At 39.6% G+C, this 19,027-nt stretch carries 16 protein-coding genes and 2 pseudogenes; 6 read left to right on the top strand and 12 right to left on the bottom strand.

Going from position 1 to position 19,027, the window contains the following annotated elements; translation table 11 throughout:
* Nucleotides 1-853 precede the first annotated feature (853 nt).
* Both acnA and QZZ23_RS10065 read left to right on the top strand, forming a co-directional pair.
* Complete coding sequence (gene acnA, locus QZZ23_RS10070; RefSeq protein ID WP_292469614.1) at nucleotides 854-3,637, top strand: aconitate hydratase AcnA; 2,784 nt, start codon at nucleotides 854-856, stop codon at nucleotides 3,635-3,637.
* A 163-nt stretch (nucleotides 3,638-3,800) separates the two neighbouring features.
* Entirely contained in the window at nucleotides 3,801-4,898 is a 1,098-nt protein-coding gene (locus tag QZZ23_RS10065; protein WP_292469612.1) for a citrate/2-methylcitrate synthase, read from the top strand.
* Here the strand turns inward: QZZ23_RS10065 and QZZ23_RS10060 are convergent.
* On the bottom strand, nucleotides 4,873-5,343 hold the full coding sequence (locus QZZ23_RS10060) for an SRPBCC domain-containing protein (RefSeq protein ID WP_292469609.1): 471 nt from the start codon (nucleotides 5,341-5,343) through the stop codon (nucleotides 4,873-4,875). The two genes, QZZ23_RS10065 and QZZ23_RS10060, sit on opposite strands and share 26 nt — an antisense overlap.
* 364 nt (nucleotides 5,344-5,707) lie before the next feature.
* Here QZZ23_RS10060 and QZZ23_RS10055 point away from each other — a divergent pair, with 364 nt between their 5' ends.
* Nucleotides 5,708-5,914, top strand: coding sequence for a hypothetical protein (locus QZZ23_RS10055; protein WP_292469606.1), 207 nt, complete (start codon nucleotides 5,708-5,710; stop codon nucleotides 5,912-5,914).
* Here QZZ23_RS10055 and QZZ23_RS10050 read toward each other — a convergent pair.
* Nucleotides 5,871-6,320 (bottom strand): annotated as a pseudogene (locus tag QZZ23_RS10050) (transposase); the annotation flags it as partial. The gene QZZ23_RS10055 and the pseudogene QZZ23_RS10050 sit on opposite strands and share 44 nt — an antisense overlap.
* 411 nt (nucleotides 6,321-6,731) lie before the next feature.
* Between QZZ23_RS10050 and QZZ23_RS10045 the strand changes: the two are divergent.
* From QZZ23_RS10045 to QZZ23_RS10035, 3 genes are all read left to right on the top strand, one after another.
* On the top strand, nucleotides 6,732-7,175 hold the full coding sequence (locus QZZ23_RS10045) for a hypothetical protein (protein ID WP_292469603.1): 444 nt from the start codon (nucleotides 6,732-6,734) through the stop codon (nucleotides 7,173-7,175).
* Nucleotides 7,172-7,444, top strand: coding sequence for a M12 family metallo-peptidase (locus tag QZZ23_RS10040; RefSeq protein ID WP_366931343.1), 273 nt, complete (start codon nucleotides 7,172-7,174; stop codon nucleotides 7,442-7,444). Before QZZ23_RS10045 ends, QZZ23_RS10040 begins: the two co-directional genes overlap by 4 nt.
* A 213-nt stretch (nucleotides 7,445-7,657) precedes the next feature.
* Complete coding sequence (locus tag QZZ23_RS10035) at nucleotides 7,658-8,014, top strand: hypothetical protein (protein ID WP_292469600.1); 357 nt, start codon at nucleotides 7,658-7,660, stop codon at nucleotides 8,012-8,014.
* Between the two features lie 218 nt (nucleotides 8,015-8,232).
* Here the strand turns inward: QZZ23_RS10035 and QZZ23_RS10030 are convergent.
* From QZZ23_RS10030 to QZZ23_RS09985, 10 genes and pseudogenes are all read right to left on the bottom strand, one after another.
* Nucleotides 8,233-8,471: pseudogene (locus tag QZZ23_RS10030) on the bottom strand (IS5/IS1182 family transposase); the annotation flags it as partial.
* A 269-nt stretch (nucleotides 8,472-8,740) separates the two neighbouring features.
* Nucleotides 8,741-9,142, bottom strand: a complete 402-nt coding sequence (locus QZZ23_RS10025) for a molybdopterin dinucleotide binding domain-containing protein (protein WP_292469597.1) — start codon at nucleotides 9,140-9,142, stop codon at nucleotides 8,741-8,743.
* A complete protein-coding gene (locus QZZ23_RS10020; protein WP_292469595.1) occupies nucleotides 9,142-10,395 on the bottom strand; it encodes a formylmethanofuran dehydrogenase subunit B in 1,254 nt (417 codons plus the stop codon). Before QZZ23_RS10020 ends, QZZ23_RS10025 begins: the two co-directional genes overlap by 1 nt.
* A gap of 35 nt (nucleotides 10,396-10,430) precedes the next feature.
* Nucleotides 10,431-10,892, bottom strand: coding sequence for a (Fe-S)-binding protein (locus tag QZZ23_RS10015; protein ID WP_292469593.1), 462 nt, complete (start codon nucleotides 10,890-10,892; stop codon nucleotides 10,431-10,433).
* Nucleotides 10,893-10,961: 69 nt separating this feature from the next.
* A complete protein-coding gene (locus QZZ23_RS10010) occupies nucleotides 10,962-11,240 on the bottom strand; it encodes a ferredoxin-thioredoxin reductase catalytic domain-containing protein (RefSeq protein ID WP_292469591.1) in 279 nt (92 codons plus the stop codon).
* Nucleotides 11,241-11,385: 145 nt separating this feature from the next.
* On the bottom strand, nucleotides 11,386-11,724 hold the full coding sequence (locus QZZ23_RS10005; protein ID WP_292469589.1) for a cupin domain-containing protein: 339 nt from the start codon (nucleotides 11,722-11,724) through the stop codon (nucleotides 11,386-11,388).
* Between the two features lie 66 nt (nucleotides 11,725-11,790).
* Nucleotides 11,791-13,476, bottom strand: coding sequence for a hydroxylamine reductase (hcp, locus tag QZZ23_RS10000; protein ID WP_292469587.1), 1,686 nt, complete (start codon nucleotides 13,474-13,476; stop codon nucleotides 11,791-11,793).
* Between the two features lie 320 nt (nucleotides 13,477-13,796).
* Complete coding sequence (locus tag QZZ23_RS09995) at nucleotides 13,797-17,075, bottom strand: response regulator (RefSeq protein ID WP_292469584.1); 3,279 nt, start codon at nucleotides 17,073-17,075, stop codon at nucleotides 13,797-13,799.
* Nucleotides 17,076-17,444: 369 nt separating this feature from the next.
* Nucleotides 17,445-18,152, bottom strand: coding sequence for a winged helix-turn-helix transcriptional regulator (locus QZZ23_RS09990; RefSeq protein WP_292469582.1), 708 nt, complete (start codon nucleotides 18,150-18,152; stop codon nucleotides 17,445-17,447).
* Nucleotides 18,153-18,169: 17 nt separating this feature from the next.
* Complete coding sequence (locus QZZ23_RS09985) at nucleotides 18,170-18,625, bottom strand: peptidase domain-containing protein (RefSeq protein ID WP_292469579.1); 456 nt, start codon at nucleotides 18,623-18,625, stop codon at nucleotides 18,170-18,172.
* Nucleotides 18,626-19,027: the final 402 nt, after the last annotated feature.

The following is a 19,027-nucleotide window of genomic DNA, read 5'->3' as shown; positions in this document are numbered from 1 at the left end:
TATCTTACTAATTTATAACAGCAAAAAATATACTGCCACTTATATATTAATGTTTGCATGCTACCGATGTTAACACTATCAACATAATTAAAATCATAATTTAATTCAGCAGTTACGCAATTAGAGAATCAGTAGAGGTACGACTATCAGTTTAACACCATTCATGTCATACGCTCAATCATTTTAAGGATTATTTGTGCTTTTTTATTTCCGACAAAACATCCAGTTATGCCTGCAAATATTTTGAAAAATCGATTATTCCAACGCGTCTCCACTGTAGGTTTCTGGTAAATATTCCTTGATTTAATGTAGCTTCCACTATACTGAATAATTCCCTTGTTTGTTAGTGCTTTCATTTGATGCAAGTTAAAACAAAATACTCCCGTTCTTCCCCACACCTGCAAATCCAACCGATAACTGTTTTTTCCTTAGTCCAACAATTTCTGCATATTCACGAAGATAATCTTGAATACTGTACTTAATTGTGCACACACAACCACATCCAAACAATCCTACATTTCCCATCAGATATCTTGGATTCTGTCTGAACCGTGTCTCTGTGATATTACAAATCTTGATTATCCATATTTTTTAACGGTACAATTGGACATCAAAAATAGTTCATGGAAAAGGTTTCATGAGGGCAAACTTATTTATTCCAATGCAGGTTTTTATTCCCTAGTCAAAACACCCTGCAGACAAGTCACTATTGTGTTATTATAATAGAAAAAGCGGGGAATATATGTGAATGGATAGGAGTGCCAGAAGGCACAGGTACAGAAATCCGGCAGAAAGTCGGTTTTGATCTTATACAAATATCATAATCAAAGATTATATTTTAAGAGGTGACATTATGACAAGTGATGATTTTAAAGATCCTTTCGGATCCAAACAGACCATCAATATCGGCGATAAAAAGGTAAACTTCTATAGCTTACATAAGCTGGAAGAACTGGGAATTACCAGCATTTCCAGATTACCTTACTCCATCCGTGTTTTGCTTGAAGCGATACTCAGGAATGTAGATGGTAAAGTAATTACCGAAGATGATGTGAAAAACCTTGCAGGCTGGAGTCCTAAAGGAGTTCCTGCAATAGACATACCATTCATTCCTTCAAGAGTTCTCATGCAGGACTTTACAGGCGTTCCTGCAGTAGTGGACCTTGCTGCCATAAGGTCAGCCATGAAAAGACTGGGTGGTGACCCTTCAGCGATCAATCCTGTTATTCCTGCAGACCTTGTAATTGACCACTCAATACAGGTAGATTACTATGGAACTTCCTATGCCCGCAACTGCAATGAGAAATATGAGTTCCACCGCAACAAGGAAAGGTATGAATTACTACACTGGGCCCAGAATGCCTTTGATAATCTAAGAGTAGTGCCACCTGCAAGTGGTATAATCCACCAGGTAAACCTTGAGTACCTTGCATCAGTTGTCCACCTGAGAGAAAAAGGTGGCGAACTTGTCGCTTATCCTGATACACTTGTAGGTACTGATTCCCATACCACCATGATAAACGGACTTGGTGTCCTTGGTTGGGGTGTCGGTGGAATTGAAGCTGAAGCTGTTATGCTCGGTCAACCATACTATATGCCAATTCCTGAAGTTGTAGGCTTTAAGCTCACAGGAGAACTTAGGGATGGTATCACGTCCACAGACCTTGTGCTTACAGTTGTGGAAATGCTCAGACAACATGGAGTTGTTGGCAAATTTGTGGAATTCTACGGACCAGGATACAAAACATTGGAACTGACTGACAGAGCAGTACTTGCAAATATGGCTCCTGAATACGGTGCTACAATGGGATTCTGCCCGGTGGATGAGATTACTCTGGACTACATGCTCATGACAGGCAGAGGCGAAGAACAGGTAAACCTTGTAAGGCAGTACTGTAAAGAGCAGAGCCTTTTCCTTGAAGAAGGAGCAGTTGAGCCTGACTTTACATCAACACTTGAACTTGACATCAGCACGGTAGAACCAAGTCTTGCAGGACCAAAAAGACCACAGGACCGCATACCTGTTCAGGAAATGTCAAGAGCTTTCCACCAGACGATAAAAGATGTTTTCACTGCAAAGAGTGGTAAAAATGCTAACGGTGATGATCCTGACTACAGCCGCTGGCTTGGGGAAGGCGGATACAGTGTTTCAGAGATCACACATCCACATCAAACAGGTATTACTAAAATAAAGTGTGCAGACGATGTAGTTGCTGTTACACACGGATCAGTTGTTATTGCATCTATCACATCCTGTACTAACACATCCAGTCCATCTCTTATGATCGGGGCCGGATTGGTTGCAAAGAAAGCTGTCGAAAAGGGACTTAAGGTAAAACCTTTCGTAAAGACAAGTCTTGCACCTGGTTCCCGTGTAGTTACTGATTACCTCAAGACAGCCAACCTTATGCCTTATCTCGATGCACTAGGGTTCCATCTTGTAGGCTATGGTTGTCTTACATGCATAGGAAACAGTGGCCCTCTACGGGAAGCGGTCTCAAGTGTGATAGAAGAAAAGGATCTCACAGTTGCAGCAGTTCTTAGTGGAAACAGGAACTTTGAGGGCAGGATAAACTCCCAGGTAAAAGCAAACTACTTAGCATCACCAATGCTTGTTGTTGCCTACGCACTTGCAGGCACAGTTGATATCGATCTTATGAAAGAGCCTATAGCCTGTGACCCTAACGGTCAGCCGGTCTTCCTTAAAGATATATGGCCTGGCAAGGAAGAACTTGATGAATGCATTCACAAAGCTGTAACTCCTGAAATGTTCATTGAGCAGTATTCCAATGTCTACAAGGGTACTGATCTCTGGAGAAGCCTGGATGCACCGAAAGGATTACTCTATGGCTGGGACCAGAATTCAACATATATCCAAGAACCACCTTTTTTCAAGGATTTCCCACTTAATGTGGACAAACTGAGCGACATCAAAGATGCACGTGCTCTTGTGATGGTTGCTGACAGTATAACTACAGACCACATATCTCCGGCAGGCTCAATTCCCTCAAGCTATCCTGCAGGTCAGTATCTGATCTCAAAGGGAGTAGATGAAAAGAACTTTAATTCATACGGTTCCAGGCGTGGTAACCATGAAGTTATGATGAGAGGTACATTTGGAAATGTGCGCCTTAAGAACAGGCTTGTTGGAAGCAAAGAAGGTTCATGGACCATACACCAGCCCGAAAACCAGGAACTGCCAATCTATGATGCTGCTATGAAGTACGTAGAAGAAGGTACTCCACTTGTAGTTATTGCCGGTAAGGAATATGGTACTGGAAGTTCACGTGACTGGGCTGCAAAAGGTACCCAGTTGCTTGGTATCAAGGCAGTTATTGCGGAATCGTATGAGAGAATACACCGCAGTAACCTTGTTGGTATGGGAGTACTTCCGCTGCAGTTCAGGGAAGGAGAATCTGCAGAAGTCCTTGGACTTGATGGTAAAGAAACATTCACTATCAAAGGCATTGATGAACTCAAACCGTTCGGTGAACTCACAGTTATTGCAAGATCAGATAAGGGAATCGAAAAAACTTTTAATGTCCTTGTACGCCTGAACTCTGATATTGAAATAGAGTATTACATGAATGGTGGCATCCTTCACAAATTCCTTAGAGATAGTATAAACGGAGAATGAACTGTTCATTCTCTTTTTCTGTTTGAATGTTATGTTCATATTTCCTCAGAATATAATTATATTATGGCGGCGAAAATCCAGCAAAGTTTATATATTGACAATTAAAAAGTGTAATTGGACCTATTTTGGCAAAACGTACACTTTAACCATTGGGGGATTTTAAATGGAAGAGATGAAAAAAGGCCTTGAAGGCGTAGTAGCTTTGGATACAAAAATATCCTTCATTGACGGTATCCAGGGAATCCTGATGTACAGGGGAATCAAGATAGAAGAGCTTGTAGATCTTCCTTATGATGCAGTATCTTATCTGCTTATTAATGGAAAGCTCCCCGATGAAACCGAATTATCCGAATTTTCCCGGGAAATTAAAAATAATCGTAATATCAATGGCAAACAAATTGAAGTCCTCAAGGAATTTGATTTTGGATTTGACGCTCTTGACGGGTTAAGAACTGCTATTTCCTGCACAGCGCATTTTGATCTTGAAAATAACTATCATTCACCGGATGCCAATAAAAACAAGTCTATAAAACTTGTTGCAAAATTTCCGACTATTGTTGCAGCTTTACATCGTGCAAGTTTTAATCAGAAACCCATTGAACCCAATGAGGAGCTATCCCATGGTGCTAACTTCCTTTACATGCTCACAGGCAGGATCCCAACAGAACTTGAAGCTGAAGCAATGGAGAAGGATCTTATACTGAGCGCAGAACATGAACTGAATCCTTCAACTTTTGCATTGAGGATTGCAGCATCAACCCTTTCAGATATCTATTCTGCAGTCATATGTGGTCTTTGTACCCTAAAAGGACCTTTGCATGGTGGTGCCAGAAAAGGAGTAATGGATATGCTGGATGAAGTTAGCAGCATAGAGAATGTCCAGAGCTATGTTCTTGGAAAACTTGAAAGAAAAGAGAAGATAATGGGCTTTGGCCATCGTGTTTACAAGACATTGGATCCCAGAGCAAGAATTTACAAGGATGTTGCCAGAAGACTGTCAATTGAAAACGGCAACAGCTACTGGTTTGATCTAGCTGAAGAACTTGAACACATACTGTTCCATGAATTTGTCGAAGTTAAGGGCAAACCAATATATCCTAATGTTGATTTCTATTCTGCCGTGGTGTACAAGTATCTTGATATTCCTGCTGAACTCGCAACGTCTATATTTGCAATGGGAAGGGTTTCAGGATGGATAGCCCACTGCATGGAACAATATGATGATAACAAAGTTATCAGACCAAGGGCGCATTTTGTGTAATCCCTTGTTCCTGTATTTTTTCACATTCTCTCTTAAGGCTGTTGTTCATTTTTTCAAAGCCTTTTCTTGTCTTCTCACCAATAATGTGCAGTATAAGCGGAGCCATAATACCTCTGAACCTTTCGCACTGTATCAGCCTTGACCGGTCATTTCCCAGTTCCTCAAGCCTGTACACATGCTCTCCGTCAAAGATGCCTCTGACCCACAAATTACCTATCCACCTGAACTCATTTACAGGTTCTATTTTTGTAATTACAGGAGTGAAATTCGTACCCTTCATTCCCGGAGGCTGCATAAAAACATCGAGTTTTGAACCAAGTTCAAACTTTCCTTTCATTCTCGTTATAAAAGGATTCCACGTTTCATATTCATCAAAATTTGTCAGGATTTCCCAGACCACATTAATAGGAGCTTCAATTGTTATATCAGTACAAATCTTATGCATTGTGAGGTAAACCTCCGGCAAAAAGGAACTTATAAAAAGAAAATATTTGATCGGTCACACTCAATCCCTACTTATTTCATCCGTTCTAGCGCTAATCAAATATATAATTTTAGATGATATTAAAATAGACATCATAAAGAACAAAATCACCTGCAAATCGGGAAAGAATGAATAAATAATTTAGTCGTAAGCATTTATATCGTCGCCTATACCTGTCTAAGGTACCCATGGATTAAAAGTTTTACTATTTCCCAGGATCACTTCATCATTTTTGTTCAATCAGAAAGCAGTTCTCCTAAAGGCTTTATATACCAGAGTAGAATATAGTTTGTGGTTATTAATTCCATCGATTAAGGGCTATAATATGAGCAGCAATCAAAAATACGGTGTTCCTGCACTACTTTCATTTTTTATACCAGGTTTAGGGCAGATAATAAAAGGCGAATTTTTCAAGGCAATCGGCATATGGACAGTCCTTGTAATCTGCTGGTTCTTACAATTCATCATCATAGGCTATCTACTGGGACTCATTGTATGGGTCTGGCAGATCTATGATGCCTACAACAACTAAATATTAAAAAGTGAGGGTAACTAAAAAATGGATCTTCCCCCGGCTCTGTAGAAATCCTTATTCGAATACTAAATATAACCTGGACATACCTGTCAAGGTTATGAACTAATTGTTTGAATTTAACCTCTTTTGTTTGATTCCAGTATTTTTTAGCCTTTCTTTTCCCCTCCATATTTTCGTTTCAGAACAAAGAACATCGTTTCAACCTGATTTCTGTTATGATATAATTCTTCAGCAAATTCCCATACCATTTTTCTACGATCTTTTCCTTTGATTCTTTTCCTTTTTCTCAAAGGAATCATAGCTATTGCATTTAGTTGCTCTCTTGTTATTAAATGTATATTTCTGAGTCGTAACCTTTGTCCATGACATAGTACTTTGATTTGCGAGTTTTATGACATTGCTTTACAGGCTGTCCGACAATTCCTACCTTCTGAGGACTTATTTTTAAGTTTAAAATGGATAAATTTAAATTAAGATGTAATTTATTTATATATCTGGAACAAACACAATCTTCCCCTTTGTGTTTTCTTGTAGTAAGTTGTAGTAAGTTGTAGTAAGTAATACTCAGAGGATTAATCCTTTTTAAATGGTTATGCTAAAATAAAAATAGAAGTAGGGTTTCTACAGAGCCCAATTTCTATTGAGCTTTTGAAATCTTCTTGATTATAATGCTGTACATTTTCTAGCTTGCCACAACTGTTTAAACTATTTAATCGATGGCCATAAAAATTATATAGTACCATCTTAATTTGTCTTTGTTTAGTAAAGAAATATTATAGAAATCCAAACAGTGAGAGATAATGAGGAAAAAAGAATGAATACAAAAAGAACAGTATTTAGCTTGTTAATCATAGCAATACTTTTTTCAAGTGTTGCAATGATACCAATGTCAAGTGCAAAAAGGGATACTAAAGTTGAATTAATCGGTACTCCTTGGTCTGAAGAAGGAGACGAATTCAATCGTCTGTCAACAGATGAAATCCGCGAATTGGCTAAGACAAACGAAACAGCTAGAAAGCTCTTGGAAGATGATCTGAAGCTGGATGGAGCAAAGATTGAGAGTTTTGAAGATCTGAAATATTTGCCTGAAAACTATTCAAAAAATCTAACAAATGCCGGAATTAACGATCTAATATCTGTACAGAGTAATCAATCATCAGTAGATAGAACATCTATTGTGAGTGTATATGTATGGATTGTTGCAGATGAAGAGTACAGGAGTCACTTTGGCGGCAACAGGAGGCATATGATACTATAGAATCCGCAGATAATGCATTCTATGCAGATCATGACATAAATTTTATAGTTAACAAGTATTCCGAATGGGATAGTACAGATGGTGAGGATAGTACAAGTATATTAATGGCAGAAGCCCAGAGTGAGACTGGTTGGAATTCTAATCAACAGGGCATGGATATGATGGCAATTTTCACGAATCAAGCTACGGATGTGAGGGGTAGAGCTGAAGGCATTAATACTTACGGCGGCGATGCATGGATAATGAAACACCAGATTTCATTTAATTGAGATTGGCATGTTGCACAGCACGAAGCATCTCATAATTATGGTTGTCCAGATCATGGTTATTTAGGACCAGTTTGTATTATGTCCTATGACTATATGATGTCACAAAATGTTTGGTGTAGCAACTGTGATGCTACTATTGAAAATAATAGATATCATTTCTAAGCAAATATATGGGTAGGGGAAACTCTACTTTATTTTTATGAGGATGATAGAATGAAACGAAATACAGGTTTAAAAGTCATTGGCAGCTTTATTGCATTTTTAGTTGTTATTGCATTAGCTTACTTCATTTCAGCTATATACAGTCCCGGAGCAGGTCTCTATGTATGGGCAGAGCAACTCCCGGGGGAACCAGACAATTTTGTGGAATTTACTCTAAATAAACTGGAAAATTATCCCTATATACAGAAAGCAGTGTCTTCTCCAGGGAATGAAATCAAAATTCCTTATAAGGATGAAGATGTTATGAAAAATATAGATGAATTCAGCCAGATTCTGCAGAGCAATGAAACTGACTTCCTGAAAGTTGGCGATAACTATTATGGTATTCACATTGAGTGGGCAGATTAATCATGGGGGCATAGATTTATTTTTGACTATACTGAAAGTATCAAAAGATTCAGAGTAATGATTCGTACTAACGATGGCCCATAAGAGTTGAAAAGAATTTATTCTATATAGATTGAATAGCAGTCAGTTCTACATGTGCTCAAAATAGTGATTATTTTTGCATAATTTTGGCCATGGATCATGATTATAATAGTTATTTTGCAGAGCCTAAAAAATGTCTCTGTAGAAATCCTCATTTTGACAACACGTATAACCTTGACAGGTATGTCAAGGTTATGCACTAATATTTTGAATTTAACTTCCTTTGTTCTATTCCAGTGCTTTTTGCCTTTACATATTCTCCGTATTTTCTTTTCAGAACGGATAACATCGTTTCAACCAAGTTTCTGTTATGGTATAATTCCTTGTCAAATTCCCATACCATTTTTCTACGGAACTTTCCCTTGATCCTTTTTCTTAAGTACCATTAAATAATGTTGAGTATATTCTTTTTTAGAATATTTGCACTATACATTTGAAGATGTGAGTTTCCTGATATAGCTTGTGCTGTATCCGGAAACTTTAAAAACTTATTAGACTAGCCATTGAATCAAAAATTTAATGAGAGTTACATATTTTCAATCTGAAACAAACACAATCATCCCCTTTGTGTTTTCGGTAGCAGATAATGCTAAGGATTAATTCTTTTTAAATCATGATATTAAAATAAAGTAGGAAGTCGGTTTTCTACAGAGCCCTTATCCCCGTAACCTTCTCGCCCTTTGCACCCTGTACTGTTACTTCAAAATTCTTGAATTTCGGAACTCCGGAGCCACCAGTCTCATCCGGCACAAGAACATTGGACCAGGGACTATTCACCATATAGGCAATTCCGGGATGAGCTTCTTCATATCCTGACTTCTGTGCTTTGACAACAACTTTTCCAAAGCCATTCTTTACTATCACAGTATCTCCTTCTTTAATAGTTAGTTTGGATATATCCTTTAGATCGAGTTTGATAACTGCTGAGAGCTTTTCATATTCTTCACCAAACCGTGAGGATTCCTGGGCCGTGTTCTGGAACACATCTCTGTAGGTCACTATTTTCAGTTTGATTTCCGGTGCAGCAAGGAATTGTCCGAATCCCATCAGATCGCCTCCATTATCCTTGTTAGTATTTCCTTATCTGAGAGATTATCACTTTCAACAATCTTTTTTAATTCGATTTCCACGCCATCCATACGTACAGCAGTGCCACCGGCTTCAACTCCGCCAAGTGCACAGGGTATGGTCACTGTTGATCTTGTTGCTGTCAGGTTCTGGCATGGGTCAATGGTTATGAGTGGAATTTCTGTAAGGTAGCGTGCAACGGAAAGCGGCAGACTTGATAATGGATCTGAGCCAATGATAAGCGCTGCATCCACTGACTTGTTTTTGAGAGCTTCGACAACTGAATTCTCAGCTCCGTGGTTGGCATTGCCGGTTTCACTATTAAATTTCACACGGTTTATAAATCCCGTTTCTGCAAAGAGGTTCTGGTTAAAGCCTCTCATATTGTACTGGCCAACCATGGGTATCAAGTAGAAATTGGAAACTTCATTGAGCTTTTCCATCAATTTGAACAGGGGTTCAAGTTCCTCAAGGGAATAAACAAGTCCAAGGCCAACACATATAACACCGAACTTCGCCTTCTTCATTACATTTGCAAGTTCCAGTATCCTTTTCTTGTCGAAATCAAACGATGTTTTTGGAATTTTGCCAGACAGGCCACTTACAATGGCATCCATGAACTCTGCATCTGCACTCATGGGTATCTGGTAGAATCGCGTATCCCGGCAAATTTTAGCAGTAGATGATTTCCTGATATCAATGGTTATTGCAGTCCTGTCCTCTTCCCATCCCCTCTGGCGCTCCTTGCCACGGGGGAAATAGGAATATCTTGATAGATGGCGAGGATGTGAGTTGGAAGGGTCGGCTCCCCAGAAAATGATAACATCCGCCTTGTGCCTTACATCATCAAGGGTGCATGTCCTGAGTTTGTCCTGAAGTATGGCTTCTACTATCGGTCCCTGACAGAAGGAAGAAGTATCATCAATGTATGCACCGGTCTTCTTTGCGAGTCCGATAGAAATCTTTTGTGCTTCTGAACTTGAATTACCATGACCGAATATCAGCGGGTTCTTTGCATTCCTGAGTATGGCAGCAGCTTTTGTAATAGCAGAATCAATGTCAGCCTTCTCCCCATCCACTGTACATTCCAGAGGATCACTGCAACCTTTCATACGTGCAACACCTTTAAGGCATGCAGCATGCACTTTGCTCAGCTTGCGGTCTTCTGTTTCAACCTCTATGTCATCACAGAGAAGAGCACAACCCGTACAAACATAATATTCTCCAGTCAAATCATCACCACACTAAAAATAAGAATCAAGGCAGGTTAAACGAATTCTATTGCTTTTGTCGGACATGTATCTATACAGGCAACACAGAGGATCTTGTTCTCACCGAAGCGACGGCATTCCTGCACGTTCCTTGCCTTTACAACACCATCCTCTACTTTGAAGATTACCTTATCAGAGGTAGGTGCCTTTCCGCTTCCTGCACCAAATGGATCATTGGCTACATTAACAGGACATGCAACTACACAATTGCCACAACCAATGCACTTCTCGTTATGAACGATCAGACCGGTTTCAGTGACATCCTTCACAGAACCGAACATTTCCAATAATGTCTCATAGTTGGCCTTATATTTTGCTTCATTCACAAGTGGAGGGCAATCATCCACCTTTACCTTTCGTCCAAGGAGATCAACAGCAAATGCCATACATGTGGTTTTCCCGCATTCCTTACAATTCGTTTTTGGAAGTAACTGGTATATTTCCATCACATTTGCCATTATTATCACCTTCCGGAAGTAAATTCCTGGTATTATTATACTGAAACAATCGTTTTTGCTTCATACCCTTCAGACTTTAAAGAACAAAGAACAGTGGCAGTTCCCATCATCGTTTATCTCATGCTCATGATAGACACAGGGACAGATTATCTTACGGTCCTGTTCTTCATCACCACTTATTATTCTGCATGGACAGTATTGTTTTCCATGTTCATGTTTGTTCCTTGAAAGGCCTTCGATGACCATCTGAAGCATTTCTTCGTCCGGATTCAGAATAAAACCCTTCTTCTTTGCATATTTTGAAGCCCATTCATGCGTTTTTTCCATTATAGGTGCAAGGTCGGTCATAGATAATCTCCGATATAGTGAATTAAAGGTATGAAGGGTATATTCTGGATATCATTATTTATCTATTTCCCACAGACAATAATCAGGTACAATCACAGTTCCAGACAGTATAAAGAAAAAGATAGAATGCCGGATACAACCCGGCTTACATCATTTTAGTCTGTATGGTCTGGCGTGGAACCTTCACTACCAGAAAACGGAAAAGACTGTCACTTTCATTCATTAATCTGTGAGGTATCTTTGCGGGACTTTCAACAAGCATATCCTTGGTGATAGTTTGCTGCTCATCACCGATCTCTACGATTCCCTCACCTTCAAGGACGTAAAAAAACACATCAACAGGTGTTGAGTGCTTCTTCAGTGCATCACCAGGGTTTAATTGCATGTGCATTACTTGGGCATGCTCTGTATCATAGAGCTTGTGAACGGTCACCCCATGTGGATTATCCTTCTTCTCTGCATCTTTGTAATTTGTTATTATCATTAATTCACGTCCTTGGATAAAATTAAATTAAGTGATTATTTTAGTAAGTATATTCCGGTAAAAGATTTAGAGAAGGACCTTGAGGTCCTCCTCAACTGTGGAATTTGGTCTGATATTGAAGTTCTCGACCAGGACATTGAGAACATTTGGTGAGACGAATGCAGGCAGTGTCGGACCAAGCATTATATCCTTGACACCAAGACTTAGCAGTGCAAGCAGGACAAGGCATGCTTTCTGTTCGTACCATGCTATATTATATGATACTGGAAGGTCGTTGATGTCATCAAGTCCGAATGCCTTTGCAAGTGCCTGTGCTATGACAACCAGTGAATAGGAGTCATTACATTGTCCTGCATCGAGGATCCTTGGAATTCCACCGATGTCTCCGAGGTCAAGCTTGTTGTAACGGTACTTTGCACATCCTGCTGTAAGGATGACAGTGTCCTTTGGAAGAGCTTCTGCAAAGTCTGTATAATAGTCTCTCTCCTTGTGCCTTCCGTCACATCCGGCCATGACAACGAATTTCTTGATCTGTCCTGCCTTTACAGCCTCAATGATCTTATCAGCAACAGAGAGTGCAGCTACATGTGCAAAACCACCCATAATGGTTCCTTCTTCAAGCTGCTGCGGTGATTTGCATGTCTTTGCCTGTTCGATGATGGATGAGAAGTCCTTGCCACCGTCTTCACCTGCATCTATGTGGGTTACACCATCAAAGCCGACGATTCCCGTTGTGTATATCCTGTTGATGTAGGACTCTTTTGGAGGAACGATACAGTTTGTGGTCATGAATATAGGACCATTGAACTTTTCGAATTCCTCTTTTTGCCTCCACCATGATCCTCCATAATTTCCAACAAAGTTATCGTACTTCTTAAATGCCGGGTAAGAGTTTGCAGGAAGCATTTCACCATGTGTATAAACATCGACACCTGTACCTTGTGTCTGCTCAAGGAGCTGTGCAAGGTCGTGAAGATCGTGCCCACTGATAAGGATGCCCGGATTATCCTTTACACCAATGTTTACTGCAGTTGGCTCCGGATTACCGTAGGTCGTAGTGTTTGCCTTGTCAAGCAGTGCCATGGTAGCGACACCCATTGAACCACATTCCAGAACCATTGGGACAAGTTCATCGACACCTATCTCATCGTCCATTGTTGCCAGAAGCGCCTTCTCGAAGAATGCCATAACTTCATCATCCTTGTATCCAAGGACATTTGCATGATGAGCATATGCAGCCATGCCTTTGAGACCGTAGATAAGCAATTCCCTGAGGGAGCGGATGTCCTCGTTCTCAGTTGCAAGTACTCCTGTGTTTATGTTGGCAATACTCTCTGCTGTGACCTTTGCCATTATTGGAAGTTCTTCACCTGCGTTTGGAACTGCACCAAGAAGTTTCTCCTTTATCCAACGGGGGAAGGATGAACCGGACTTCTCATTAATGACATTTGCAGCCATCAGTTTCTTTTTGATGCCATCCTTCAGTTCAAAACCTTCGTTGATCATTTTCTCAAAGTCAACTTTGCTGAAGTTGGTATTAGTGATTGTGGCAAAAAGCCCGTCGAGGATGAACTGATCAGTCTTCGCATCGTTGAGATTGTTTGCCCTTGCTTTTGAGTTGTAGAATGCGATACTTTTTAGGACATAGATAAGATCGTCCTGAAGGTCTGCAACTTCGCCTTTCTTTCCACATACACCGTTCTTTGTACAGCCAGTGGCATTCATAGTTTCTTCACATTGATAACAGAACATTTTATTCACCATGTTTCCTATTTATGATATCTTTAAGATACCAGTATATAAGGGATACTCGTATATAAGGAGGGCAGTTTCTAAGTGGATATCGTGCTTGAAAAATAAAACCAGCATTTACGATGGACGAATTATTATCCTATCACTCATAATCTGTTTTCACAAGTACAGATGTCACTGTCCATTCCCATACATATACCCAATTCTATTTAGCAATCGAGACATTATAAAGCTATCTTATAAGATAGACCGATTTTTTAATATACAATCGATTCTGGAAAAATTAAAACAGCAAAAAATGGACAGGATGTAACACTGTGTTAAACATCCTTAAGTTCATCAACCAATTGATCATACTGCTTTTCAAGTTCAGCCAAAAGCATGTCCATTTTATCAACCTGATTTTTGTTTCCGGCAAGCTCCATCTGTGAGGCCACAGCACTTAAAACCAAACCTCCAATGTTTGCAGAAGCACCTTTTATTTTATGTGCATATACATTTACATTTTCCAATTCTTTTTTCCCTATGCAATCCTTTAGAGCAGTCATATTTTTGGGCATATCTTCAAGGAAAATTGCTATCAATCTTCTGGAAAGGTCCACATCATCCATTACTCTTTCAAGAAGTGCAGGCTTGTCAAATACTAGAAGATCAGTTGAGTACTTTATCCCTTCTGTAGACATAGCAGTCCGACTTGTTTCATTTTCCAGTATACTCTGCCATTTATCCAGCAATTCCATTAGTGCCTGCAATGAAACCGGTTTTGTGATGTAATCGTTCATACCAGCTTCCAGGCAACGTTCTTTATCTCCCTTCATTGCGTATGCAGTCATTGCAACAATAGGAATTTCATGATCAAGGACTGAAGAGTGAGGATTCCGTACAAGACGAGTAGCATCAAGCCCATCCATGTCAGGCATCTGCACATCCATAAGTACCAGATCGTATGGCACCATTTCCAGTGCTTTTATTGCTTCCAGACCATTGGCTACAGTATCCGCATGATAGCCCAGTTTTTGTAGCATACCCTGAGCTACTTTTTGGTTTACTATATTGTCTTCAGCCAGCAATAATCTTAAGTTCTTATGAATTTGAGAGGGAACAGAAGGAGCACAAACACGAGTAAGTACCTTGTTTCTCTGCTTTTCAGTGTTCAATATACCGGATAGGACATCTAATAATTCCTGATTCCTTACAGGTTTGGTGAGATATGCTGCAAAATGCCTCTCTCCGAAGCCATGGACATTGGAACGTTGTCCTAAAGAACTCAGCATCACCAGATGAACAGTTTTTAGTTTTGCATCGGATTTGATGAATCTTGCCACAGATTCCCCATCCATACCGGGCATATGCATATCGAGGATAACCATGTGGTACTGCTCGCTGTCTTCATATGCACGATACAAAGCTTGCAGTGCTGTGGGACCGTCCACGGCCTCATCTACTTTTGCACCCCATGAAGCTAAACGCTTGTTGAGGATCTCACGATTTGTGGCGTTATCATCAACGATCAGGATATGCAAACCGCTTATTTCTGCAGAATGGACCTTTTCATGGCAGCTTTCCTTCTGTTTTGCAAGACTTATTCTAAACCAGAATTCTGAACCTTTACCCTTCTCACTTTCAACACCTATATCACCGCCCATCATCTCAACCAGTTGTTTGGAGATTGCCAATCCAAGTCCTGTGCCACCATATTGCCGTGTGGTTGATGCATCCACCTGAGAAAATTTTTCAAAAAGATCATGCTTTTTATTTTCAGGAATACCGACACCAGTATCACGAACTGAGAAACGTAACAGTGCTTCTGCCTCAGTCTCTGATTCCAGAGTCACCTGTACAACTACTTCACCCTCATGGGTAAACTTGACCGCGTTTCCGGTAAGATTGGTCAGTACCTGCTGCAAGCGCCCCGGGTCACCCTGGACACATGCAGGCACATCGGGTGCGGGTGCACAGATAAACTCCAGTTCTTTCTCATGAGCCTTTACTGAGACCATGGAAGCAAAATCATCCAGCATATTATGCAGGTCAAAGTCCACCATTTCCAGTTCAAGCTTACCAGCCTCTATTTTGGAAAAGTCAAGGATATCATTGATAAGTTGAAGTAGTGATTCTCCACTCAGTCTCACTGTTTCAGTATAATGTCTTTGTTCATCACTGAGCTCCGTTTCAAGAAGTAGCCCGGTCATACCGATAACACCATTCATAGGTGTGCGTATCTCGTGAGACATATTTGCCAGGAACTCGCTCTTGGCTTTGGTTGCTTCCTCTGCTTTAACTAATGCTATATCAAGTTCCTTATTCTTTGTTTTTAATTCGTCTGCATATGCCAGCATTTTTTTCTCATCAAGCTTACGACTAGTGATATCCCGCATAATCCCCACTGAATGCCATCCATCGGAAAGCTCAATAGCAGAAAGTGATAGTTCAATTGATTTTTCCTGTCCATCCTTACAAAGGGCTTCTAATTCCAGTGTTTTGCCTATAGCATTACCCTGCCCGGTTTTAAGGAAGCGTCCGATGGCTTCCTTATGAGCTGAATAATACCGTGGAGGCACTATAAACAAATGCAGGTTTTGGCCAATGGCTTCTTCTATTGAATATCCAATAATTCTTTCCGCAGCTGGATTCCAGAAGGAGATATCCCCCTTTGGATCCATCATCAGGATCGCATCCTGTGCAGATTCGGTAATAACTCTTATTCGGGCTTCTTCTTCTAACAGAGCCTGTTCTGACTTTATGTGTTCCGCAATATCCCACACTGATCCCATAAGTAAGGTCAGATCGAGTACGTCATTCTCATTATAATCAGATTCTTTGTTGGCTACCCCGACAACAGCAACTACTTCACCGTTTTTGATTACCGGTACTGTCATATACTTAAGAAGTTCAACATGACCTTCAGGGTAACCTTTTTTCAGCGGATTATGGACCTGAAAATCGTTTACAATTATTTCTCTGCGCTGCCTGACGGCTTCTCCCCATAGACCAGTATGATCAAGCATATAAGTAGTTTGTTTTTCTGTGACGGAGCACTCTTCCATAACTTCTTTTGACCATGAATTTAAAATGAATTCCTTTTTTGCATCATTGTAAAAATAAATGTAACCAATATGACTCTGGGTGAGTTTAATTGCTTCATCGAGTGCAAAATCAAGAAAATCCTGAATTGAATCCTGGCTGTATTCCAGAATAGAAACAATACTTTTTAATCGTTCTTCTCTGATGTGCAATTCTTCTTCAGCTTCTTTACTCCTGTTTATATCTGTAAGAACACCCTCTACAAACACAGGAACATTATCAGCGTCATATTTGATCTCTGAAATTTCACGGATCCAACAGATACTTCCGTCAGTTCTTAAGATGCGATACTCTGTTGAAACCTTGCCTTCAAGTTCCCTTTGTTGTGCAGCGTTCTGCACAATTTGCAGATCATCAGGATGGACGTACTGATACCAAAGAGCATTTTCGCTTATAAGCTTCTGAGGGTCAAGGCCTAAGATATGTTCAGACGATGGACTGATATAAAGTAGTTTGAGATCATGAAAAGTTGCAGACCAAACAACCACATCTAGTGACCTCAAAATAAGATTCAAATATTCTTTTTCGCTGCATATACTTCCTTCAATCCCGTTTTTGATTATATGACCTCCCTGCTAGTTTACCTTGGGTCAAGATTTTCTGTGAATAAATAAATTAACGATACACATTCACTGAGCTAAAGCACATATCCTTCAATGCTTCAATGTTACACATATAATAGGTTTTAAGGTATATAAATATAAGGATATATATATAAATGCAGCATTAATGTGACTGTTTTTGTTTGCTAAAATCGAAATAACCAAAAATTAAGCGTGTAATAATATCAGAAGCAATGTATACTCAAGAAATAGAACAATAAACACTTTGATAGGCAACCAAAGCAAAGCCGAATGGAATTATCTGCCAAAGGAAGTGCAAATTCATTGCACCCTTTCAAAGAAAGGCAATGCATCAGGATGATAGCCATCATCCAAGTAATAGTTCTTGAACTTGCCACTGTACTCAATTATGAGACAGCCCATGTCTTCCAGCGTCCTTATATGAGACGCGACAGCAGCCCGGGTGATTCCTAATCTGTCGGAAATATCCATGTTCGTTATACCCGGATTTTCATATATGAGTTGGCAAACATTTTTACATGTCACGCCCTGCAAATGAGGCTCAATTATCTGCCTCTGGCTTCTATTCCACAGATCAGTTTCATTACGGAACAAACTCACATAGTTCCCGTTCCTGAACAAAAGTATTTTACCGGTATCTTTCAGTGTATTTACATGATAACGCACAGTACCTCTTTTAAGCCCGAGGTCGTTTTCTATCATGTTGACCGTACTGCCGGGATTTTGCTCTATGAAATTAAGTATATTCAGGCGATTCTCATTATTGGGGTCTTTCTTTGCCCATGCAGTGAGTAGTGCTACAAGCTTCCAGCCAAGTGCGAGGACAATGGCACCGATTGTTATTAGTTTAAAATATAGAGGCAAATCCCAGAAAGAATAATTAGTGTCAAAACCATCATTGTCTGTTATTTTATTTTCGTCTTCATGGTAAACAATTGTGTAATCCCCATAGCACGGTATTATAAAAAGTAAAAGAATAGATAAAAAAATAAGGAGGGATTTTTTCATAAATTCCTTATATAACATCATATTGAATAATCTTCTGTTCCACTGACAGAATAACCATAAACTCTACATCTCCAAGTTCCCTGTTCAATCCCATTGTCATTGTTGATGTACAAAGTTATTCTTCCATTGATACTTCCATCAGATGAATCATAAAATGTTCCAAGGCAATTATAACTTGGATCATATATGTAAAGTTTAAGTGAATCACTTGTATCTCCCCAGTTGAGATCAATCTTTAAGGACTCAGTGTATGAACTTACAGTTTTACCATGCCAGTTAGTCTCTCCCTGAGTGATAGTATCATATACGGTCCTGACACTAACACCGCCATCGTCCACTTTCGCAGGGACGATCTTGTATCCTAGGTCTTCTGCGGAAATCAAAGAGAAATCCGTGTCTTTTTCAGCTGTACTTGCACTTGCAGCTGAAATACAGAGCAAAAATACTATAAATCCTATTGCTATTTTTCTCATGTTTGTACTCCTGCTAATTATATGCCAATTAGCAGAAAAGGATGAAATTTAGTCATATATAACTTTTATAGCCATTTATTTAACTGAGAAAAAAAGAAAAAGGAAGGAGGAATTTTATTATGGAGTATAGCCAACCTTATGCAAGGTTGGAAGAAGAGGACATTCAAAACGTCATCTTCCTCCATCAATTTCTGTGCAAGTTTGTTGGTTGGGTACAAACAATTCATTCTACACAGAATTATAATAAAACCATTATGGCCATCGATTAAACTGTTATTTTTTTAATAAGTGCTGTCTTTAATGAGACATATTTATTTCACAACATCAAGTAAAACACAATAATACTAATGTGAACTACTCCACGCTTACGCATGGAGCTTCTTGCTTCATTCTTTGAACCAT

The organism is Methanolobus sp. (assembly GCF_016278385.1).
Lineage (GTDB): Archaea > Halobacteriota > Methanosarcinia > Methanosarcinales > Methanosarcinaceae > Methanolobus.
This window is presented reverse-complemented; position numbering and strand designations above follow the sequence as displayed.

What these genes read in the sequence shown, in the direction of transcription:
- acnA (WP_292469614.1), top strand. Translation starts at nt 854, where the DNA reads ATGACAAGTGATGATTTTAAAGATCCTTTCGGATCCAAACAGACCATC.
- QZZ23_RS10065 (WP_292469612.1), top strand. Translation starts at nt 3,801, where the DNA reads ATGGAAGAGATGAAAAAAGGCCTTGAAGGCGTAGTAGCTTTGGATACA.
- QZZ23_RS10060 (WP_292469609.1), bottom strand. Translation starts at nt 5,343, where the DNA reads ATGCATAAGATTTGTACTGATATAACAATTGAAGCTCCTATTAATGTG.
- QZZ23_RS10055 (WP_292469606.1), top strand. Translation starts at nt 5,708, where the DNA reads ATGAGCAGCAATCAAAAATACGGTGTTCCTGCACTACTTTCATTTTTT.
- QZZ23_RS10045 (WP_292469603.1), top strand. Translation starts at nt 6,732, where the DNA reads ATGAATACAAAAAGAACAGTATTTAGCTTGTTAATCATAGCAATACTT.
- QZZ23_RS10035 (WP_292469600.1), top strand. Translation starts at nt 7,658, where the DNA reads ATGAAACGAAATACAGGTTTAAAAGTCATTGGCAGCTTTATTGCATTT.
- QZZ23_RS10025 (WP_292469597.1), bottom strand. Translation starts at nt 9,142, where the DNA reads ATGGGATTCGGACAATTCCTTGCTGCACCGGAAATCAAACTGAAAATA.
- QZZ23_RS10015 (WP_292469593.1), bottom strand. Translation starts at nt 10,892, where the DNA reads ATGGCAAATGTGATGGAAATATACCAGTTACTTCCAAAAACGAATTGT.
- QZZ23_RS10010 (WP_292469591.1), bottom strand. Translation starts at nt 11,240, where the DNA reads ATGACCGACCTTGCACCTATAATGGAAAAAACGCATGAATGGGCTTCA.
- QZZ23_RS10005 (WP_292469589.1), bottom strand. Translation starts at nt 11,724, where the DNA reads ATGATAATAACAAATTACAAAGATGCAGAGAAGAAGGATAATCCACAT.
- hcp (WP_292469587.1), bottom strand. Translation starts at nt 13,476, where the DNA reads ATGTTCTGTTATCAATGTGAAGAAACTATGAATGCCACTGGCTGTACA.
- QZZ23_RS09990 (WP_292469582.1), bottom strand. Translation starts at nt 18,152, where the DNA reads ATGAAAAAATCCCTCCTTATTTTTTTATCTATTCTTTTACTTTTTATA.
- QZZ23_RS09985 (WP_292469579.1), bottom strand. Translation starts at nt 18,625, where the DNA reads ATGAGAAAAATAGCAATAGGATTTATAGTATTTTTGCTCTGTATTTCA.